Origin of the sequence: Micromonospora sp. NPDC005252, assembly GCF_042872475.1 — a bacterium.
In the GTDB taxonomy this organism is placed as follows: domain Bacteria; phylum Actinomycetota; class Actinomycetes; order Mycobacteriales; family Micromonosporaceae; genus Micromonospora.
The window spans coordinates 1,014,431-1,035,049 of sequence record NZ_JBIAKN010000001.1; the positions used below are offsets into that span (position 1 = coordinate 1,014,431).

A 20,619-nucleotide genomic window follows, 5' to 3' on the forward strand; every position below is an offset into this window, starting at 1 on the left:
CACCCCGGCACCGTCGCATGGAGCCCACTCCGCCCTCCGGCCCCCGACAACTCGGCCGTACGCTGAACGGTGATGGCTTACCTGGATCACGCGGCGACGACTCCGATGCTCGACGAGGCACTGGAGGCGTACGTCGCTACCGCCCGCGAGGTCGGCAACGCGTCCTCCCTGCACGCGGCGGGTCGTCGTGCCCGTCGTCGGGTCGAGGAGTCGCGCGAGCGGGTGGCTGCGGTACTGGGCGCCCGGCCGTCCGAGGTGATCTTCACCGGTGGGGGCACGGAGAGCGACAACCTCGCGGTCAAGGGCATCTTCTGGGCCCGCCGGGGCGCCGGCCCCGACCGCCGACGGGTGATCTCCAGCGCCGTCGAGCACCACGCCGTGCTGGACTCGGTCGACTGGCTGGTCGAGCACGAGAGAGCCGAGGTCGGCTGGCTGCCGGTGGACTCCACGGGCCGTCTCGACCCGGAGGACCTGCGTGCCGAGCTGACCGCGTACGCCGACCGGGTGGCCCTGGTCACCGCCATGTGGGCCAACAACGAGGTCGGCACCGTGCAGCCGGTGGCCGAGCTGGCCGCCGTCGCCGCCGAGTACGGCGTGCCCTTCCACACCGACGCCATCCAGGCCGTCGGCCAGGTGCCCGTCGACTTCGCCGCCAGCGGGGCCGCCGCGCTGACCGTCACCGGGCACAAGCTGGGCGGCCCGATCGGGGTGGGCGCGCTGCTGCTCGGCCGGGACGTGGCGGCCGTCCCCCTGCTGCACGGCGGCGGCCAGGAACGCGACGTCCGTTCCGGCACGCTGGACACCGCCGGCATCGTCGCCTTCGCGGTCGCCGTCGAGACCGCCGTGAAGGGTCAGCAGGAGTACGCGGCCCGGGTGGCCGCCCTCCGCGACGATCTGATCGAGCGGGTCCGCCGGGCGGTGCCCGAGGTGATCTACAACGGTGATCCGACCGACCGGCTGCCCGGCAACGCGCACTTCTCCTTCCCGGGCTGCGAGGGCGACGCCCTGCTGCTCCTGCTGGACGCCCAGGGCATCGCCTGCTCGACGGGTTCGGCCTGCTCGGCGGGGGTGGCCCAGCCCTCGCACGTGCTGCTGGCGATGGGCGCCGACGACGACCGCGCCCGTTCCTCGCTGCGTTTCACCCTCGGCCACACCAGCACCCAGGCCGACGTGGACGCCCTCGTCGCGGCCCTACCAGCAGCGGTGCAACGGGCCCGCCGAGCCGCCGCCCCCCGCACCCCCCGCTAACCCACCCCACACCCCCGGCCGGCCCCCGCCCCACCCCGTCGATCATGAAGTTATTGCCGACCGCATCGGCGTGTCGTGGCAATAACTTCATGATCGACGCGGTGCTCCGACCGGGTCGCCCCGTTTGGCGCCGGAGTGGGGTGGGGGCTGGACCGGGCAGGTGGATAGGGTTGGTGGGGAAGGGAGTCTGCTGGTGAGGGTTTTGGCGGCGATGTCGGGCGGGGTGGACTCGGCCGTGGCGGCGGCACGGGCGGTGGCGGCCGGGCATGATGTGACCGGCGTGCACCTGGCGCTGGCCCGAAACCCGCAGACGTACCGGACCGGGGCGCGCGGCTGCTGCACCCTGGAGGACTCCCGGGACGCCCGCCGGGCCGCCGACGTGATCGGCATCCCGTTCTACGTGTGGGACATGGCCGACCGTTTCCACGAGGACGTGGTCGACGACTTCGTGGCCGAGTACGCCGCGGGTCGTACGCCGAATCCGTGCCTGCGCTGCAACGAGAAGATCAAGTTCGCGGCGGTGCTGGACCGGGCGGTGGCCCTGGGCTTCGACGCGGTGGTCACCGGCCACCACGCCCGGCTCGGCCCGGACGGGCTGCTGCGCCGCAGCGTCGACGTGGCCAAGGACCAGTCGTACGTGCTGGCGGTCCTCACCCGCGAGCAGCTGGACCGGTCAATGTTCCCGCTCGGCGACTCGACGAAGGCGCAGGTCCGCGCGGAGGCCGCCGAGCGTGGCCTGGCGGTGGCCGACAAGCCGGACTCCCACGACATCTGCTTCATCGCCGACGGCGACACCCGCGGCTTCCTCGCCGGCCGGCTCGGCGAGGCGCCCGGCGACGTCGTCGACGCGAGCACCGGCGCGGTGGTCGGCAGTCACACCGGCGCGTACGCCTACACGGTGGGGCAGCGTCGCGGTCTGCACCTGGACCGACCCGCCCCCGACGGTCGGCCGCGCTACGTGCTCTCCATCACGCCCAAGACCAACACGGTGACGGTCGGTCCGGCCGAGGCGCTGGAGGTGTCGACGGTGCGGGCCACCCGCCCGGTGTGGACCGGTGGCCCCCGTCCGGCCGCGCCGGTCGAGTGCGAGGTGCAGTTGCGCGCGCACGGTGACGTGGTGCCGGCGACCGTCGACCTCGACGGCGACACGCTGCACGCCGAGCTGCGTCGGCCGGTCCGTGGTGTGGCCGCCGGTCAGGCCGTGGTGGCGTACCGGCCGGACCCGGCCGGCGACATCGTCCTCGGCTCCGCGACCATCACCGGCTGACCGGGCGATCTGCGCGTGGTCGCCGAGCGGCCGGCGCGTCCAGCGGGATAGCCTTCGGCCGTGACAGATCAGGCGTGGCCCTGGCCGGCCGGCGCGGCGACCGGTATCGGCTCGCTGCCCGGCACCGACATCGCCGAGGCCCAGCGGGTCGTCCTCGGTGAGCTTCCCGAGCTGCCGCACCTGCCCGAGCTGCCGGCACGCGGCCCCGGGGCCGACCTGATCGGCCGCAGCGCCGGGCTGCTGGTGGAGCTGCCCGTCGAGCTGTACGCCGGGCGTTGGCGGGTCGCCCCCCGCCCCGGCCGTGACCTGCGCCGGGCCCGGGACCTGATGGAACGCGACCTGGACCAGCTCGCCGAGCAGGCCGAGGGGTACGCCGGCCCGATCAAGGTGCAGGCCGCTGGCCCCCTCACCCTGGCCGCTTCGCTGGAACTGCCGATCGGCGGCCGGCTGCTGCGTGACCCCGGCGCGGTCCGCGACCTCACCGGCTCCCTCGCCGAAGGGCTGCGCGGGCACGTCGCGGCGGTCGCCCGGCGGCTGCCCGGGGCCTCGGTCCTGCTGCAACTCGACGAGCCGTCGCTGCCGACCGTGCTGGCCGGGCGGGTGCCCACCGAGAGCGGGCTGGGCGCGTACCGGGCGGTGGAGTCCGCGGACGCGGCCGCTCTGCTGCGTACGGTCGTCGACGCGGTGGGCGTACCCACTGTGGTGCACTGCTGCGCCCCGCAGGTGCCGCTGGAGCTGATCCGTTCCACCGGCGCCGTCGCGGTCGCCCTCGACCTCGACCTGGTCACCGACCTGGACCCGCTGGGCGAGGCCATCGACGCGGGCCTCGGGCTGCTGGCCGGCGCCGCGCCGACCCGGCAGCCGTCGGCCGGTGGCGCACCGACCTCCGCGCAGATCGCCGATCGGGTACGCCAGATCTGGGACCGCCTCGGCTTTCCCCGTCGGCAGCTCGCCGAGCAGGTGGTCGTCACCCCGGCGTGCGGCCTGGCCGGAGCCACTCCCCAGTACGCCCGGGCGGTGCTCGCGGCCTGCCGGGACGCCGGTCGCCGGTTCACCGAGGAGTGACGTTTTTCTGTCGTACCCGGTGGGCAGGATGACGGTCATGATTGGACAGCTACGTTCAGTGGTGATCGACTGCCCCGATCCGCGGGCGCTGGCCGCGTTCTACTCCGAGCTGCTCGGCATCCCCCTGGTCGAGGGTGAGGGCGAGCCCGATGACGAGTGGGTGGTGCTGGGCGGCCCGCCCGGGCACCAGCCCCGCCTGGCGTTCCAGCGGGCGCTCAACCTGCGTCCGCCGGCCTGGCCGGACCCGGAGCGTCCGCAGCAGTTCCACCTGGACGTGACGGTGGACGACATCGACAGCGCGGAGAAGGCGGCGCTCGCGCTCGGTGCCCGGCGGCTGCCCGGCGAGGGCGAGGGTTTCCGGGTCTACGCCGACCCGGCCGGCCACCCGTTCTGCCTCTGCTGGGACTGAGCATGGCGTGGGTTGCGGCGGCCCGGCATCATGGCCGCCGTGATCCACTCCTCTCCGCTGCGCGCCTCCGGTTCGCTCTTCGGCCTCGCCTACGGTGACGCCCTGGGCAAGCCCACCGAGTTCCTGACCGTCGCCGAGATCCAGCGCCGCTACGGCCCGACCGGCCCGCGTGAGCTGACCGGCGAGCCGGCGCTGGTCACGGACGACACCCAGATGGCGCTGGCGGTGGGCTGGGCGCTGCACGAGGCGCCGTCGCTGACTCCGGAGGTGGTGGAGCCGCTGCTGCGACGGCGTTTCGTGGCCTGGTCGGTCAGCCCGGACAACAACCGCGCCCCCGGGATGACCTGCCTGCGCGCCTGCGCCGACCTGGCCCGAGGGCTGCCCTGGCAGGAGGCGACGATCGCCGACTCGAAGGGCTGCGGCGCCAACATGCGCGTGACGCCGGTGGGGTTGCTGGACGCCGACCTCGACACGCTGGCCGGGCTGGCCCAGTTGCAGGCCGGACTGACCCACGGCCACCCGACCGGGTTGGCCGCCAGCGAACTCACCGCGTACGCGGTCTTCGCCGTGCGTGGGGGCGTCCCGCTGGCGGAGCTTCCCGCGATTCTCACCGAGCGGGCGCGGTCCCAGCACCGCGTCTACCGCCGCGAGTGGCTGGGCGATCTCTGGCAGCGCCCGGGGGTCGACACGCCGGAGGAGTTCATCGCCCGCGGCTGGGACGAATGCCTGGTGGCGCTGCGCCGGCTGACCGTCGCCCTCGGCGAGCCGGACGACGGCGGCGACCCGTGCCGGGCCACGGGGGAGGGCTGGGTGGCCGAGGAGGCGCTGGCCACCGCTCTGTTCTGCGCCGTGCGCCACGCCGACGACCCGGTCGCGGCGCTGGCCCGGGGCGCGACCACCGCCGGCGACTCCGACTCGATCGCCGCCCTGGCCGGCGCCTTCGTGGGCGCGGCCACCGGGATGGCGGCCTGGCCGCCTGGCTGGGCCGACCGCATCGAGTACGCCGACCAGCTCGCCACCCTCGGCGCAGCCTGGGACTGACCGGCCGGGCGTGGCCTGGCCTGGCCCGGCGTGGCGTGGCCTGGCCTGGCCCGGCCTGGCGTGGCCTGGCGTGGCCTGGCGTGGCCTGGCCTGGCGTGGCCTGGCGTGGCGTGGCCGGGCCCGGTCCAGCCTGGCGCAGCCTGCCAGCGTGGCCCGGCCTGTCTGCGGTGATCGACTCGGGTTCCTGGAAGGCGGGGTGTTGCGGCGGCTCGGACACCCCGGATTCCTGGAACCCGAGTGGATCATGGCAGAGACCGGGGCCGGGGCCGGGGCCGGGGCCGGGGCCGGGGCCGGGGCCGGGGGCCGGGGGTCGGGGGCCGGGGCCGGGGGCCGGGGGTCGGGGGCCGGGGGTCGGGGGTCGGGGTGGCCTGCGGCCTGTGGGCCGGTGTCAGCTGGTGGGCAGGTGGCGCAGGCTGCGGACCTTCCGCCACAGGTCGGCGTCACAGCGACCGGCGCGGTCGGCGAAGTCGGCCGAGCTGATCCGGATCGGCTCGGTCAGGCTCAGGTAGCTGTCGTGCTCGGCGCCGGGATCCCAGTCCCGGGTGGGAATCCGGACGTGGTCGTCGCGGTCGCTCTTGTCCTGACTGGTGATCTTCAGGACGTCGGCGCCCCGGGAGTCGGCGCGCAGCACCAGGCAGGGCCGCACCTTCGAGCCGCTGCCGTCGACGTACGGCACGTCGGCCCACCAGATCTCGCCGGCCGCCGGAGTGCCGGCCGCCCGATCGGTGTCGCGGGAGCGCGGCGTGGTCGCCGGCCGATCGGTGCCGCGTGGCCGCGGCGGGGCGGGACGACGACCACCCGTGCGGGTCGGTGCGCCGCGACCGGGTCGGTCGGCCGAGCGTCGGCTGTTCGCCCGGTGCCGCCAGCTGTTCCACGCCCAGCCGGCGGCCACCGCCAGCAGGATCGCCGCCGCCCAGAGCAGCGCCTCGGTCATCGCCACCTCCGCGTCAGGGCGGCACGCCGGCCGCTTCGTTCGGCGATCCTCGCACGTCGCCGCCCCTGCCGCCCGACGAGACATCGCAGCCCGACGACATCGCAGCCCGACGACATCCCAGCCCGCAGCCGCACGGCCGCTCCCCGCGCGGCTGCGTCGACCGGTCGGCGGCCGGTACGGCGTGGGCGCTCCCGTGAGTTGGGCCGACGACCGGGCCCCTGCTCGGTGATCCACTCCAGATCGCCGGTGTGGGGGCATCCGGGTGCGCGGACACCCCCGTGTCGGCGACCTGGAGTCGATCAACGGCCCGCGAGTCCCGGCGTGCTCCCGGGTGACGCCGATATGTCCGGTTCGGCGGCCTTTGTGCCCCGGGTCGGCAGCCTCTCCTCGGTGCCACCGACCGCGGGGTCGGCGAGTCCGGCGTTGGTTGCCACGTCATCGGCGTTCAGCGGCGTCGATCGTCGCCTCATCGCCGTCCGGGGCGACGCGCGGCACGGGAACGGGCTGCGTGGGGCGTCACCGGTGGCGCAGGTGGGCATCGGATTGTCACCCCGGACCGATACCGTGCCTTAGTAGCGTGATCAGGGAGGTCGCAGGCGTGTCCGAAGGTGGCGGGGTGTCCGAGGAGCAGATCGGTCAACAGGTCAGCCCGGCTCAGGAGGCGGCGGCTGGCGCGGAGCCGACGCCGCAGGCGCGGGAGCGGCACGCCACCCTCAGCCGTGAGCTGACCGAGCATCAATACCGCTACTACGTGCTCGACTCGCCGATCATCACCGACGCCGAGTTCGACAAGCAGTTGCGCGAGCTGGAGGCGTTGGAGGACGAGTTCCCGGCGCTGCGGACGCCGGATTCGCCGACCCAGCGGGTGGGTGGCACGTTCTCCACCGACTTCACCCCGGTCACGCACGCCGAGCGGATGCTCTCGCTCGACAACGCCTTCGCCGACGAGGAGTTGGCGGCCTGGGCCGAGCGGGTCGAGCGGGACGCGGGCGGGCCGGTGCCCTACCTCTGCGAGTTGAAGGTCGACGGTCTGGCGATCAACCTGACCTACGAGGCCGGCCGGCTGGTCCGGGCGGCCACCCGTGGTGACGGCCGCACCGGCGAGGACGTCACCGCCAACGTGCGCAGCATTCGGGACGTGCCCAGCCAGCTCGCGCCGTCCGCCGAGTTCCCGACGGTGCCCGAGCTGCTGGAGGTCCGGGGCGAGATCTACTTCCCGGTGGCCGCGTTCGCCGACCTCAACGCGAGCCTGGTCGAGCAGGGGCGGGCGCCGTTCGCCAACCCGCGCAACGCCGCCGCCGGCAGCCTGCGGCAGAAGGACCCTCGGGTCACCGCCTCCCGACCGCTGCGTCTCGTCGTGCACGGCATCGGCGCCCGCCGCGGGTTCCAGCCCACCGCGCAGTCGGAGTCGTACTCCGCGCTGAAGGCGTGGGGGCTGCCGACGAGCGACCGGTGGCGGGTCGTCCCGGATCTGTCCGGCGTGGCGGAGTACATCGCCTACTACGCCGAGCACCGGCACGACGTCGAGCATGAGATCGACGGTGTGGTGGTCAAGGTCGACCCGGTCTCCATCCAGGGTCGCCTGGGCTCGACCAGCCGTGCCCCACGCTGGGCGATCGCCTTCAAGTACCCGCCGGAGGAGGTCACCACCAAGCTGCTCGACATCGACGTCAACGTGGGGCGCACGGGTCGGGTCACCCCGTTCGCCGTCCTCGAACCGGTGCGGGTGGCCGGCTCCACCGTCGCGCTCGCCACCCTGCACAACGCCCGCGAGGTCGAGCGCAAGGGTGTGCTGATCGGCGACACGGTGGTGGTGCGCAAGGCCGGCGACGTGATTCCCGAGGTGCTCGGCCCGGTGGTCGACCTGCGGCCCGCTGACGCCCGCCCGTTCGTCATGCCGACCACCTGCCCGGCCTGCGGCACCCCGCTCGCGCCGTCCAAGGAGGGCGACGTCGACATCCGGTGCCCCAACACCCGCAGTTGCCCGGCCCAGCTCCGCGAGCGGGTGTTCCACCTCGCCGGTCGTGGCGCGTTCGACATCGAGGTGCTGGGCTACAAGGGCGCGGCGGCACTGCTGGACGCGGAGATCATCGCCGACGAGGGTGACCTCTTCCAGCTCGACGCCGACCAGCTGTCCCGGTCACCGTTCTTCGTCAACAAGGACGGCAGCCTCGGCAGCAACGCGGTCAAGCTGCTCGACAATCTGGCCGTCGCCCGGGAACGTGACCTGTGGCGGGTGCTGGTGGCGCTCTCCATCCGGCACGTCGGCCCCACCGCCGCCCAGGCGCTGGCCCGGCACTTCCGCTCGATGGAGGCCATCGACGCCGCCAGCGAGGAGGAGCTGTCCTCGGTCGACGGGGTCGGGCCGACCATCGCGGCCAGCATCCGGGAGTGGTTCGCCGTGGACTGGCACCGCGAGGTGGTCCGCAAGTGGGCCGAGGCGGGCGTACGGATGGCCGAGGAGGCCGTCGACGAGGGCCCGCGCCCGCTGGAGGGGTTGACCGTCGTGGTGACCGGCACCCTCGCCGGCTTCTCGCGGGACCAGGCCGCCGAGGCCGTGCAGACCAGGGGCGGCAAGGTCAGCGGGTCGGTCTCCAAGAAGACGAGCTTCGTCGTCGTGGGGGACAACCCGGGCTCCAAGGCCGACAAGGCGGCCACCCTCAAGGTGCCGGTGCTCGACGAGGACGGGTTCCGGGTGCTGTTGGAGGCGGGTCCGGACGCCGCACGGGACGTCGCCCGGGTGGAGGGCTGACCGCAGCGGCGTGCCGACGTGGCGGCCCGTCGCGTATACCAACTTAATTACGACTACGACCGATTCGTGACTGTCATACCGGGAAACCCGGGGCTGAGGGCGTTTCATTGGGTCACAGCGTGCTCATCGGCACGTCGACCGTTCCTCGGGAGGTGTGATGGAGGTCGCCGACCCGCGCAACTCCGTCCCACCTGGGCGGGTGACGCCGTTCACCGCCTTCGTCGTCGGCATCCTGGTGGTCGCGGCGCTGACCGCCACGGGTCCACTCACGACGCTCCCCGACGAGCTGCCCCGCCTGCCGGTGGCGTTCTGGACGATGGCCGCCCTCGCGGTGGTCTGCGACGCGCGCCCGTTCGTCCCGCCGGGGCGACGGCAGACCTCGGCGGTCTTCCCGTCCACCTGTTTCACCTTCGCGATCCTGCTCGGTTGGGGGCTCGGCCCGGCGGTGGCGGTGCAGGCCGTCGGGGTGATCGTCTCGGGTTGGCGGATGCGCCACGCCGCCTGGCGGACCGCGTTCAACGTCGGCCAGTACGCCTGCGCCCTCGCCGCCGCGTACGGCGTCATCCAACTCGGGCCGGGCGCCGTCTTCGACGGCGGTCGCCTGCACGCCACCGACGTGGCCGCGGTCGGCGGGGCGACGCTGGCCTGGTTCGTCGTGAACTACGGCCTGGTGAGCTGGGCGGTGCGGCTGCGCTTCGGCGGCCGCTGGTGGCCCACCGTCCGCCAGGGCGTCGGTTTCGAACTGCTCTCCACCGGCTCGCTGCTGCTGCTCGCTCCGGTGCTGGTCGCCGCCGCCCGTCTCAGCGCGGCGCTGATCCCGCTGGTGCTGGTACCGCTCTTCGCCGTCTACCGGATGGCCCGGCTGACCGTCGAGCAGCAGCACCTCGCCGCCGCCGACCCGCTGACCGGGTTGCCCAACCGCAAGGCGCTGCTGGCCGAGGTGGCGGAGCAGGTGCACCTGCACGCCGAGCGGACCGCCCGCGACGAGCCCGGCGGGCACCTGGCGCTGCTGCTCATCGACCTGGACCGCTTCAAGAACGTCAACGACGCGCTCGGGCACGCGGTGGGCGACCGGCTGCTGGTCGAGGTCAGCGCACGGCTCACCGACGTGGAGCCTCGGCCGCAGATGATCGCCCGGCTGGGTGGGGACGAGTTCGCCATCGTGATGACCGGGCTGACCGACGTCAGCCAGGCGCGTGAGCTGGCCGACCGGGTGGTCGGGGTGTTGGCCGAGCCGGTGCCGTTGGACGGGCTGCCGTTGGACGTCGGCGGCTCCATCGGGATCGCCCTCTTTCCGGAGCACGGCGAGGACTTCGCCACCCTGATGCGGCACGCCGACGTGGCGATGTACGACGCCAAGCACCGCAACGACACGGTCGCCGTGTACGCCCCGGAGTCGGACCACAACTCGGCCGAGCGTCTCGGTCTCCTCGCCGACCTCCGCCGGGTGCTGGAATCCGGCCCGTCGGCCGCCGAGCCGGGTGAGTCCGAGCGGACGGCGGACGTACCCCTCGCTGTGGAGGCCGAGGTGCGCGGCGGTGACGGTGCGGCGCTGCCCACTCCGGCGGCGGCCACGGCCACGCCGCATCCGGGCGGTGCGCCGGTGATCGCGCCGGCGTCGTCGGCGGCCGGGCGGTGGTGGGGCCGCCGGCGGCGGGCCGGCACCGAGCTGGTGGACGCCGATGAGCTGATCAACCGGATCGCCACCGGCGCCGACCCGATCCGGGGCCGCAACAGCCGCGCGACGATCCCCGGCACCCGTTCCGGCCCGTTGCGGGACCGGCATGCCGGCGGCCACGGGCGGCGGTCGCCGAATGGCGGTGCGGTGTCGCCGCCGGGCAGGGACCGTCCGGGGCGCGACGGCGGGTCGGTTCCCGAGGCCCAGGCGATCGAGTCGACCGGGTGGGTACGCGACGGCGGCGAGCCGGCCGACGACGCCGGTGAGATCACCATGTATTACCAACCGCAGATCGCCATCGCGACCGGCGAGGTCGTCGGCGTCGAGGCCCTGCTGCGCTGGCGGCACCCGCGCCGGGGCATGGTCGACCCGGAGGAGTTGATCCGGGTCGCCGAGCAGAGCGCGGTGATGCGGCTGCTCACCAGGCGAGTGGTGGACGACGTGGTGGAGCAGCTCGCCAAGTGGTCGGCGGCCGGCATCGGGCTGCGTGCGGCGCTGAACGTCAGCGTGCGCGATCTGCACACCGGCGAGATCGCCGACCAGATCGCCGACCGGCTGGCCCGCTACGGGGTGCCGGCCGAGCGGCTGCAACTGGAGATCACCGAGGGCGCCCTGATGGCCGACCCGCGCCGGGTGTTGGCCACCATCTCCCGGCTGCACCGCATCGGGGTGGCCATCGCGCTGGACGACTTCGGCACCGGCTACTCGTCCCTGCAACATCTGCGCCGGCTTCCGCTGTCCGAGGTGAAGGTGGACCGGTCGTTCGTGCTCGGCATGGCCGAGGACGCCGACGACGCGGCGATCGTCCGGTCGATGATCGAGTTGGCGGGCGCGCTGGGGCTGCGGGTGGTCGCCGAGGGCGTGGAGGACGAGCGGACCTGGCGGATGTTGTACGCGGCCGGCTGCGACGCCGCCCAGGGCTGGTTCTACGCCCGTCCGATGCCCGCCGAGGAGCTGGTCACCTGGCTGGCCCGCTACCGGCCGGTCCGCCCGACGGGTGGCCCGGAGCCGGAGGTCGGCCGCCGGTCGACCCGCTGACCCACCCGAGCAGCCGGCGGAGGGGGCGGAACAATAGACTCGCTCCGGTCACCGCGCGTCACGCCGCACGCGTCGCGCGGCCGGCACACCGCCCGACCAGCAGGACATCAGAAGGGGGCACGGATGGCCGCCATCTCCCGCGAGGAGGTCGCGCACCTGGCGCGCCTGTCGCGGCTCGCCGTCACCGAGGAGGAGCTGGACACCTTCGCCGGCCAGCTCGACGTGATCCTCCAGGCGGTCGCCCAGGTCGGCGAGGTCACCGCCGCGGACATCCCGCCGACCTCGCACTCGGTGCCGCTGACCAACATCTTCCGCGAGGACGTCGTCACGCCGTGCCTGACCCCGCAGGAGGCGCTGTCGGGCGCGCCGGACGCCGAGGACCAGCGGTTCCGCGTACCGCGGATCCTGACCGAGGACGTGGCCTCATGAGCGGACGTGCACGGGCGACTGGCGTCGCGAAGCGGAGCGGAGTGACGGCATGAGCGATCTGACCAGAATGACCGCGACGGAGATCGCCGCGCTGGTCGCCGGCGGCGAGACCTCCGCCGTCGAGGTGACCCGGGCACACCTGGACCGGATCGCCGCGGTCGACGAGCAGGTGCACGCCTTCCTGCACGTCGACACCGACGGCGCGCTCGCCGCGGCCCGCGCGGTGGACGAGCGCCGGGCCGCCGGCGAGGAGTTGGGCCCCCTCGCGGGGGTGCCGGTCGCGGTGAAGGACGTGCTCGCCACCCGTGGCGTGCCGACCACCGTCGGCTCGAAGATCCTGGAGGGCTGGCGCCCGCCGTACGACGCGACGATCGTGCAGCGGTTGCGCGAGGCCGGCACGGTGATGCTCGGCAAGACGAACATGGACGAGTTCGCCATGGGCTCCTCCACGGAATATTCGGCGTACGGCCCGACGCACAACCCGTGGGACCTGAGCCGGATCCCGGGCGGCTCGGGCGGTGGCAGCGCCGCCGCGCTGGCCGCGTACGAGGCGCCGCTGGCGATCGGCTCGGACACCGGCGGCTCGATCCGCCAGCCCGGCGCGGTCACCGGCACCGTGGGCGCGAAGCCCACCTACGGCGGCACCTCCCGCTACGGGCTGGTCGCCTTCTCGTCGTCGCTGGACACGCCCGGCCCGTGCGCCCGTACGGTGCTCGACGCGGCCCTGCTGCACCAGGTGATCGCCGGGCACGACCCGCGTGACTCCACCTCGATCCCGCAGCCGGTGCCGGACGTGGTGGCGGCGGCGAAGCTCGGCGCGACCGGCGACCTGACCGGCGTGCGGCTCGGCATCGTCAGCGAATTCGTCGGCGAGGGCGCCGAGCCGGGCGTGATGGCCGCGTTCCGCGAGTCGGTGGACGCCCTGACCAAGATGGGCGCGGAGGTCGTGGAGATCTCCTGCCCGACGTTCGCCTACGCGCTGCCGGCGTACTACCTGATCGCCCCGAGCGAGTGCTCCTCCAACCTGGCCCGGTTCGACGGCGTCCGGTTCGGCCTGCGGGTCGGCGACGACGGAAACCGCTCGCTGGAGGAGGTCATGTCGCTGACCCGTGAGGCCGGCTTCGGCCCCGAGGTCAAGCGCCGCATCATGGTCGGCACGTACGCGTTGTCGTCGGGTTACTACGACGCGTACTACGGGCAGGCGCAGAAGGTCCGGACGCTGATCACGCGCGACTTCACTGCCGCGTTCGATCGGGTCGACGCGCTGATCTCGCCGACCACCCCGTTCACGGCCTTCCCGATCGGCGCCCGCACCGCCGACCCGTACCAGATGTACCTGGCCGACCTGTTCACCATCCCGACCAACCTGTACGGCGGGCCGGGCATCTCGGTGCCCTGCGGCCTCTCCGAGGGGCTGCCCGTCGGCCTGCAGGTGATGGCCCCGACGATGGCCGACGACCGGATGTACCGGGTCGCCGCCGCGCTGGAGTCCGCGGTCGGCACGTTCACCCCACCGGCACTGTGAGGCAGGAGCCCAGATGACGACGACGCTTCCCGCGTACGACGAGGTCGTCGCACGCTACGAACCGGTGATCGGCCTGGAGACCCACGTCGAGCTGGGCACGAACACCAAGATGTTCTGCGGCTGCCCGACGGACTTCGGCGGCGAGCCGAACACCCGGGTCTGCCCGGTGTGCCTGGGGCTGCCCGGCTCGCTGCCGGTGGCCAACAAGGCGGCCATCGAGGCGATCATCCGGATCGGCCTGGCGTTGAACTGCTCCATCGCGCAGTGGTGCCGGTTCGCCCGGAAGAACTACTTCTACCCGGACATGCCGAAGAACTTCCAGATCAGCCAGTACGACGAGCCGATCTGCGTCGACGGCTACCTGGACGTCGAGGTGGGCGGCGAGACGGTGCGCATCGAGATCGAGCGGGTGCACCTGGAGGAGGACACCGGCAAGACGCTGCACGTCGGTGGCGCGACCGGCCGCATCCACGGTGCGACCGAGTCGCTTGTCGACTACAACCGGGCCGGCATTCCGCTCGTCGAGATCGTCACCAAGCCGATCCCGGGCACCGGCGCGCTCGCCCCCGAGGTGGCCAAGGCGTACGTCACCGAGCTGCGGGACGTGATCCGCACGCTCGGGGTCTCGGACGTGCGGATGGAGGAGGGTTCGCTGCGCTGTGACGTGAACACCTCGCTCAACCTGCCGGGTCAGGAGTGGGGCACCCGCACCGAGACCAAGAACGTCAACTCGCTGCGCTCGGTGGAGCGGGCGGTCCGCTCGGAGATGCTGCGGCAGGCGTCGGTGCTGGACGCGGGCGGCCGGATCACCCAGGAGACCCGGCACTTCCACGAGGACACCGGCGACACCACCCCGGGGCGCTCGAAGGAGACGGCCACCGACTACCGGTACTTCCCAGAGCCGGACCTGGTGCCGATCGCACCGGACCCGGCCTGGGTCGCCGAGCTGAAGGCCGCCCTGCCGGAGCTGCCCCGGGTGCACCGGCGTCGGCTTCAGCAGCAGTGGGGCCTGTCCGACCTGGACATGCAGTCGGTGCTCAACGCCGGCGCGGTCGAGCTGATCGAGGCCACCGTGGCCGCCGGCACCACCCCGGCGGCGGCCCGCAAGTGGTGGCTCGGCGAGCTGTCCCGACGGGCCAACGAGAGCGGCGTGGAGCTGGCCGACATCGGCGCCACCCCCGCCCAGGTCGCCGAGCTGCAGGGCCTGGTCGACGCGGGCAAGCTCAACGACAAGATGGCCCGTACGGTGCTGGAGGGCGTGGTCGACGGTGAGGGCTCGCCCACCGAGATCATGACCAGCCGTGGCCTGGAGGTCGTGTCGGACACCGGCGCGCTCACCGCCGCCGTGGACGAGGCGATCGCCGCCAACCCCGGCATCGCCGACAAGATCCGTAGCGGCAAGGTCGCGGCGGCCGGCGCCCTCGTCGGCGCGGTCATGAAGACCACCCGTGGTCAGGCCGACGCGAAGACCGTCCGTGAGCTGATCCTGGAGCGCCTCGGCGTCCAGGGCTGATCCGCCCGATCGAACACCGCTGGCGCGTGCTGCGCCAGCGGTGTTCGCCGTGCACACCGCATCCCCTCGCGAGGGCGTCAACGGCGACGCCCGGATGGAGCCACCGTGAACCAGCACGACCTCGATGTCCTCGACGAGATCCAGCGGCGGGTGCTCTGGCTCGCCACCCGGATCGTGGACGCCGCCAACCACGACCGGGCCACCGGCGACGGGGTGAAGGTCGGCGGCCACCAGGCGTCCAGCGCGTCCCTCGTCACGGCGATGACCGCGCTGTGGTTCGCGCACCTGGACGCCGAGGACCGCGTCGCCGTCAAGCCGCACGCCTCGCCGGTGTTCCACGCCATCCAATACCTGCTGGGCAACCTGGACCGCTCGTACCTGCCCCGGTTGCGGGCCCGGGGCGGCCTCCAGTCGTACCCGTCGCGCACCAAGGACCCCGACGAGGTGGACTTCTCCACCGGCTCGGTCGGTCTGGGCGCGGCGGCGCCGCTGTTCGCCGCCGCCACCCGCCGCTACATCGACGCGCACTTCGGCGCCCGGCCGCGCTCCCGGTTCGTGGCGCTGATCGGTGACGCCGAGCTGGACGAGGGCAACATCTGGGAGGCCGTCGCCGACCCGGCCACCACCGGGCTCGGCAACGTGATGTGGCTTGTCGACTTCAACCGGCAGTCGCTGGACCGGGTGGTGCCCGGCATCCGGATCAAGCAGTGGCGCGGTCAGTTCGAGGCGGCCGGCTGGCACGTCGTGGAGGTCAAGTACGGCCGCCGGCTCGCCGAGGCGTACGCCCGGCCGGGTGGCGAGGCGCTGCGCGACTGGATCGACGCGATGCCCAACGAGCAGTACCAGTCGCTGTTCGGGTTGGCCGGCCCGGCCCTGCGCAAGCAGTTCCTGGACGGTGCGCCGGCCGAGGTGGGCGCGTTCGTGGAGGGCATCGATGACGAGGAGCTGCGTCCGCTCGTCACCGACCTGGGTGGGCACGACCTGTCCGCGATGCTCGACGCGTACGCCCAGTGCGACGCGGTCACCGACCGGCCCAGCGTCGTCTTCGCGTACACCGTGAAGGGTTGGGGGTTGCCCATCGCCGGCAATCCGCGCAACCACTCGGCGCTGCTCAGCACCGAGCAGGTCGACACGCTGCGGGCCGCGCAGGGCTTGACCTCCGAGACCGAGTGGGACCGTCTCGACCCGGCGTCACCAGCCGGGATCCGGGCCGGCGCCCGCCGGGAGGCGCTGTCCCGCGCGCCGCGCGAGCGCGCGCTGGGGGTCACCGTTCCGGAGAGCACGGGAGTACGCGCCAACAAGCCGATCTCCACGCAGGAGGTCTTCGGTCGGGTGCTGGTGGATCTGGCGCGGGACCGGGAGGTGGGCCGTTACCTGGTGACCACCGCCCCGGACGTGGCCACCTCTACCAACCTGGCCGGGTTCATCAACAAGACCGGGGTGTTCGCCCCCACCGAGCAGCGTTCCTGGACCGAGGACCGGATGCTGCGCTGGACCGAGAGCCCCGGCGGGCAGCACATCGAACTGGGCATCTCGGAGATGAACCTGTTCCTGCTGCTGGGCCAGCTCGGCCTGTCCTGGGACCTGTCCGGGCAGCCGCTGCTGCCGGTGGGCACCGTCTACGACCCGTTCGTGCTGCGCGGCCTCGACGCGTTCCTGTACGGCACGTACTCCGGTTCGCGGTTCGTGGTGGCCGGCACCCCGTCGGGCATCACCCTGGCCCCCGAGGGCGGCGCCCACCAGTCCACGATCACCGCGTCGGTCGGCCTGGAGCTGCCCGGGGTGACGTTCCTCGAACCGGCGTACGCGGGGAGCCTCGACTGGCTGCTCTGCGACGCCCTCGGGCAGATCGCGGGCGGGGCGACCCCGGCCGCGACGGCAGCGCCGACCGAGGACGGCGCGTACTACTTCCGGCTGAGCACCCGACCGCTGGACCAGGCGCCGTTCGAGGCGGCCCGGGCCCGGCTCGGCGACGCGGTGCTGCGCCGGCAGGTGGTCGCCGGGGCGTACCGGCTCGTCGACGCGCACCAGGCGTACCCGCATCTGGTCGACGCCCCGGTCGTGCAGCTCGCCGCGTCCGGCGCGGTGCTGCCGGAGGTGCTGGCCGCCGCGGCGGAGCTGGCCGAGGAGGGCGTCGCCGCGCACGTGGTGGACGTGACCTCGCTGGACCGGCTCTACCGGGCGTGGCAGCGCACCCTGCGTCAGGGCGTACGGACCGCGACCGTGCCCAGCGTGCCGGGTGCCCTGCGGTCCGCGTTCGCCGATCGGGTGCCGGTGGTGACCGTGCACGACGCGGCGTCGCACGCGATGGCCTGGCTCGGGTCGGCGCTCGGTGCCCCGGCGGTGCCGCTCGGGGTGGACGAGTTCGGCCAGTCCGGCAGCGTGGCCGACCTGTACGACCTGCACGACCTGATGCCCGGCAGCATCGTCAACGCCGCCCTGGCCGCGCTCGCCCTCCGCTGACCTTGCCCTCCGCTGACCTTGCCCTCCGCTGACCTCGCCCTTCGCTGACCTTGCCCTCGAGGGGTGCGCTCCGCTCGCTTGCCTGCGTGCGCCGGATCGCGTGCGCCAGCCTTCGTGTCTCACTGCCGCCGCCACTGAGAGTGAGGAGCGTCCGCCTGTCGATGGGGTTCTCTTCGCCCTTTGCTCTGCTTCAATATGCGCAACACCTTGCTGAGCTGCAGAAATTCGGGTGCGCGCAGCTGAGCGGAGTGACCCGACGTAACTGTTGCGTCCGTTGAAGCAGAGCAAAGGCTGCGCAGGCACCGTAGGGCTCGGCTCCGGCTCCGGCTCGGAGGGCTCGGCTCGGGCCGGGCTCCGGCTCGGGCTCCACAGGCGGGTGGGCACCGCCGAGTCGGCGGGTGGGCAGGGGGCAGCTCGCGCTCAGCGGGTCGGGGTGGGGGTGACCGAGGCGGGCGCGCCGGCGCTGGGGTTCTGCACGATGTGGCGTTCCAGGTTGACCTGGGCCTGGCCCGTGCCGCCGACGGTGATGTCGTCGTACGCCTGGAGCATCTTCTGCTGGTCGAAGTAGAGCACTGTCATCGACAGCGGGGTCGGCTTCTCACCCTCCAGGCCGCGCAGCCCGGCCCCGCCGGTCGAGCCCTCCACGAACAGGGCGGTGGGCTGCTGACCGGGTGCCTGCGGCAGCTTGGAGACCTGCCGGGCGTGGGTGTGCCCGGCCAGCACCAGCGGGCAGGTGCCGGCGAGCGGCCCGGCCGACGCCGGGTCGTGCACCAGCGCGATGTTGACCGGCCGGGGCGAGCTGCGCACCGTCGCGGCGAGCTGCGTACCGACCCCGATCACCTGGTTGGCCACCTCCTGGGTCAGCCCGCTGCCGGCCGGTGAGGTGTTCTTGTCCGGGGTGAAGCGCGGGTCGCCGATGCCGGCGATGGTCAGCCCGGCGACCGTGGTGGTCGAGTTGTTCAGCACGATCGCGTTCGGCTGGCGGGCCACCGCCGCGGCGGTCTTGCCCGAGTCGTGGTTGCCGCGGATGAACACGTACGGCTTCTTGAGCAGGCTGATCGAGCCGACGAAGGACGCCTCCGGCTCGCTGCCCCAGTCGGTGATGTCCCCGGTGTCGATGACCACGTCGATGCCGAACTGCTCGACCACCGTGCGGATCAGCTGCCAGCCGGTCGGGTTGAGGTGCATGTCGGAGACGTGCAGGACCCGGGTGGTGCCGGGCGCCGGCTCCAACACCGGCAGCGCCGACACCGTCGTGTAGAGCTGGCTGACGTTGCCGACGATGCGTTGCAGCTGCTCGGCGTACTTGGTGTAGTCGTTGGCGATGCGGCGGGCGTCGCCGACGATGGCGGGGGCGTTGACCAGCAGGCCCTCGTAGCGCGGCTCCTCGATCGCCTGGGGGCGCAGGGTCGCCGCGGCGGTGCCGAGGCTGCCGGCGGTGACCAGCAGCGCCAACCCGCCCGCCCAGGCGGTACGCCGCACATCGCGGAAGATCAACCCGGCCAGGATGAGGGTGACCAGCACCGCCGACGCGAGGGTCCGCAGGCCCAGCCGCATCACCCCGGAGCGGACGTCCTCCACTGCGCTCTGGCTGGCTCGGTTGATGCTCGCCGGGTCGTCGAGCAGCGCCTCGGTGCGCCCCTGGTCCAGCGCGCCCAGCCGCACGGTGAGGTGGGTCGGCCCGCTGTGGCTGTCGAGCAGCAGGGCGCCGAGCGGTGGCACGTCGATGGTCGTCCCGCCCTCGCGGGCCGGGGAGAGGGTGAGGTTGGCCCGGAACGGCCCGATGTCGGTGTCCACCCGACCACCGGCCAGCACCCCGAGCACCGCCCCGGCCAGGGCCACCATGAGCACGGCGAGGATCACGCCCGTGCGCCGCACCGGTCCACCGGGCCGGCCGATCCGCCGGCGCGACGGCCGCGACGGCTCGCCGCCGGTCACCGGGTCGCCCCGGTCCTCGGCGTCGTCGTGCTGCTCGTCGCGTTGCCCGTCCATGCTGAGATTCTGACCTGCCCGCCCAAAGATCTTGGCAAACCTGCGCGGAAGGTGACGCAGGTCAGCTGCGACCGCCGTCGCCGCCGGCGAAGACCACCCGCAGGAGGCGGTCGTCGTCGGCCGCCGGATCACCCCGCCCGTCGTGGTTGGAGGTGCTCACCCAGAGCGAACCGTCCGGCGCGGCGGCCACCGCGCGCAGCCGGCCGTACCGGTTGGTGAGCAGATCGCTGGGCTGCCCGAGCAGCGTGCCGGTGTCGGTCAACTCCATCACCCAGAGCCGCTTGCCGCGCAGGCAGCCGGTGACCAGCAGCCGGTCCGTCGCGGCCAGCCCGGAGCAGGACGCGTCGGACGTCGCCCACTGCGTGATCGGGTCGGTGAACCGCTTGTCGCCGGCCCGCCCCTCGACCTCCGGCCAGCCGTAGTTGCCGCCCTTGGTGATCTGGTTGATCTCGTCCCAGGTGTTCTGGCCGAACTCGACGGCGTACATCCGCTTGGCGTCGTCCCAGGCGAAACCCTGCACGTTGCGGTGACCCAGCGACCAGACCGGGGAACCGGGGTACGGATTGCCCGGCGCGGGCTTGCCATCGGCGGTGATCCGCAGGATCTTGCCGCCGAGGCTCTTCGTGTCCTGCGCGTTCGGGCGCTCGCCCGCGTCGCCCGTGCTGACGTAGAGCTGGCCGTCCGGGCCGAAGCCCAACCCGCCACCGTTGTGCACGTTCGCCTTCGGGATGCCGGTGAGGATCGGGCTGGGTTGCCCGCCGAGTTGCAGGCGGGCGACCCGGTTGTCCTGCTCGGCCGTGTAGTAGACGAAGACCGTCCGGTCCCGGGCGTAGCCGGGGGAGACGGCGATGCCGAGCAGGCCACCCTCGCCCGCCGCCGCCACGTCGCTGATCGTCTGCACGACCCGGACCCGCAGCCCGTCCGGGCCGGAGTCCGGGCCGACCTGGAGAATCCGGCCGCTGTCCCGTTCGGTGACCAGCGCGCCGCCGTCGGGCAGGAACGCGATGGCCCACGGCACCCGCAGCCCCTTGGCCAGGACGGTTGCCACCGCCTGCTGGCCCGCGCCGCCAGGGCTCGCCGGCGCCGACGGGGTCGGCAGGTTGGGCGGCTCACCGGCCGGGTCGGGCTCCGGCTCGCCGAAGCTGCAACCCGTGGCGAGCAGCAGCGTCGCGCAGGACGCCGCGAGGACCACCCGGAGGCGGCGGACGCGAGGGTACGGGAGACGGGCTCTCACCCGGCCCAGGGTAGCCCGCCGGACTGCCCGG

At 73.4% G+C, this 20,619-nt stretch carries 14 protein-coding genes; 11 read left to right on the top strand and 3 right to left on the bottom strand.

Annotated elements, in window-relative coordinates:
* The first annotated feature begins 72 nt into the window (after positions 1-72).
* The 5 genes from ACFYPH_RS04955 to ACFYPH_RS04975 all read left to right on the top strand — a co-directional run bounded on the left by ACFYPH_RS04955 (position 73) and on the right by ACFYPH_RS04975 (position 5,030).
* Positions 73-1,248 carry a cysteine desulfurase family protein gene (locus ACFYPH_RS04955; protein WP_354863262.1) on the top strand — a complete coding sequence of 392 codons (1,176 nt, stop codon included), beginning with the start codon at positions 73-75 and terminating at the stop codon, positions 1,246-1,248.
* Between the two features lie 193 nt (positions 1,249-1,441).
* Positions 1,442-2,515: a tRNA 2-thiouridine(34) synthase MnmA gene (mnmA, locus tag ACFYPH_RS04960; RefSeq protein ID WP_354861221.1), complete on the top strand. Its 1,074-nt coding sequence runs from the start codon at positions 1,442-1,444 to the stop codon at positions 2,513-2,515.
* A gap of 60 nt (positions 2,516-2,575) precedes the next feature.
* Complete coding sequence (locus ACFYPH_RS04965) at positions 2,576-3,580, top strand: methionine synthase (RefSeq protein ID WP_387179055.1); 1,005 nt, start codon at positions 2,576-2,578, stop codon at positions 3,578-3,580.
* A gap of 37 nt (positions 3,581-3,617) precedes the next feature.
* A complete protein-coding gene (locus tag ACFYPH_RS04970; protein ID WP_354861225.1) occupies positions 3,618-3,989 on the top strand; it encodes a VOC family protein in 372 nt (123 codons plus the stop codon).
* A gap of 30 nt (positions 3,990-4,019) precedes the next feature.
* Positions 4,020-5,030, top strand: coding sequence for an ADP-ribosylglycohydrolase family protein (locus tag ACFYPH_RS04975; RefSeq protein ID WP_354861227.1), 1,011 nt, complete (start codon positions 4,020-4,022; stop codon positions 5,028-5,030).
* 388 nt (positions 5,031-5,418) lie between these two features.
* On the opposite strand, the gene ACFYPH_RS04980 is transcribed toward ACFYPH_RS04975, so the two are convergent.
* Complete coding sequence (locus ACFYPH_RS04980) at positions 5,419-5,964, bottom strand: type II toxin-antitoxin system PemK/MazF family toxin (protein ID WP_387179058.1); 546 nt, start codon at positions 5,962-5,964, stop codon at positions 5,419-5,421.
* 616 nt (positions 5,965-6,580) lie between these two features.
* Here ACFYPH_RS04980 and ligA point away from each other — a divergent pair.
* The 6 genes from ligA to ACFYPH_RS05010 all read left to right on the top strand — a co-directional run bounded on the left by ligA (position 6,581) and on the right by ACFYPH_RS05010 (position 17,362).
* A complete protein-coding gene (gene ligA / locus ACFYPH_RS04985) occupies positions 6,581-8,716 on the top strand; it encodes an NAD-dependent DNA ligase LigA (protein ID WP_387179062.1) in 2,136 nt (711 codons plus the stop codon).
* A 157-nt stretch (positions 8,717-8,873) separates the two neighbouring features.
* Positions 8,874-11,432, top strand: coding sequence for a putative bifunctional diguanylate cyclase/phosphodiesterase (locus tag ACFYPH_RS04990; protein ID WP_387179065.1), 2,559 nt, complete (start codon positions 8,874-8,876; stop codon positions 11,430-11,432).
* A 123-nt stretch (positions 11,433-11,555) separates the two neighbouring features.
* Positions 11,556-11,861, top strand: a complete 306-nt coding sequence (gene gatC / locus ACFYPH_RS04995; protein ID WP_354861239.1) for an Asp-tRNA(Asn)/Glu-tRNA(Gln) amidotransferase subunit GatC — start codon at positions 11,556-11,558, stop codon at positions 11,859-11,861.
* 49 nt (positions 11,862-11,910) lie between these two features.
* Positions 11,911-13,386, top strand: a complete 1,476-nt coding sequence (gene gatA, locus ACFYPH_RS05000; protein WP_363939519.1) for an Asp-tRNA(Asn)/Glu-tRNA(Gln) amidotransferase subunit GatA — start codon at positions 11,911-11,913, stop codon at positions 13,384-13,386.
* A gap of 13 nt (positions 13,387-13,399) precedes the next feature.
* The gene (gene gatB, locus ACFYPH_RS05005; RefSeq protein WP_354861243.1) at positions 13,400-14,899 is read left to right on the top strand and encodes an Asp-tRNA(Asn)/Glu-tRNA(Gln) amidotransferase subunit GatB; all 1,500 of its coding nucleotides are present in this window, start codon (positions 13,400-13,402) and stop codon (positions 14,897-14,899) included.
* Positions 14,900-15,004: 105 nt separating this feature from the next.
* On the top strand, positions 15,005-17,362 hold the full coding sequence (locus ACFYPH_RS05010; protein WP_387179069.1) for a pyruvate dehydrogenase: 2,358 nt from the start codon (positions 15,005-15,007) through the stop codon (positions 17,360-17,362).
* A 420-nt stretch (positions 17,363-17,782) separates the two neighbouring features.
* Here the strand turns inward: ACFYPH_RS05010 and ACFYPH_RS05015 are convergent, their stop codons facing one another.
* Both ACFYPH_RS05015 and ACFYPH_RS05020 read right to left on the bottom strand, forming a co-directional pair.
* Positions 17,783-19,354: a metallophosphoesterase gene (locus tag ACFYPH_RS05015; RefSeq protein WP_387179072.1), complete on the bottom strand. Its 1,572-nt coding sequence runs from the start codon at positions 19,352-19,354 to the stop codon at positions 17,783-17,785.
* Between the two features lie 61 nt (positions 19,355-19,415).
* Positions 19,416-20,588, bottom strand: coding sequence for a PQQ-dependent sugar dehydrogenase (locus ACFYPH_RS05020; protein ID WP_354861248.1), 1,173 nt, complete (start codon positions 20,586-20,588; stop codon positions 19,416-19,418).
* Positions 20,589-20,619 lie beyond the last annotated feature (31 nt).

What these genes read in the sequence shown, in the direction of transcription:
- ACFYPH_RS05015 (WP_387179072.1), bottom strand. Translation starts at nt 19,354, where the DNA reads ATGGACGGGCAACGCGACGAGCAGCACGACGACGCCGAGGACCGGGGC.
- gatA (WP_363939519.1), top strand. Translation starts at nt 11,911, where the DNA reads ATGAGCGATCTGACCAGAATGACCGCGACGGAGATCGCCGCGCTGGTC.
- ACFYPH_RS04955 (WP_354863262.1), top strand. Translation starts at nt 73, where the DNA reads ATGGCTTACCTGGATCACGCGGCGACGACTCCGATGCTCGACGAGGCA.
- ACFYPH_RS04970 (WP_354861225.1), top strand. Translation starts at nt 3,618, where the DNA reads ATGATTGGACAGCTACGTTCAGTGGTGATCGACTGCCCCGATCCGCGG.
- gatC (WP_354861239.1), top strand. Translation starts at nt 11,556, where the DNA reads ATGGCCGCCATCTCCCGCGAGGAGGTCGCGCACCTGGCGCGCCTGTCG.
- ACFYPH_RS04975 (WP_354861227.1), top strand. Translation starts at nt 4,020, where the DNA reads ATGGCCGCCGTGATCCACTCCTCTCCGCTGCGCGCCTCCGGTTCGCTC.
- ACFYPH_RS04990 (WP_387179065.1), top strand. Translation starts at nt 8,874, where the DNA reads ATGGAGGTCGCCGACCCGCGCAACTCCGTCCCACCTGGGCGGGTGACG.
- ACFYPH_RS04980 (WP_387179058.1), bottom strand. Translation starts at nt 5,964, where the DNA reads ATGACCGAGGCGCTGCTCTGGGCGGCGGCGATCCTGCTGGCGGTGGCC.
- gatB (WP_354861243.1), top strand. Translation starts at nt 13,400, where the DNA reads ATGACGACGACGCTTCCCGCGTACGACGAGGTCGTCGCACGCTACGAA.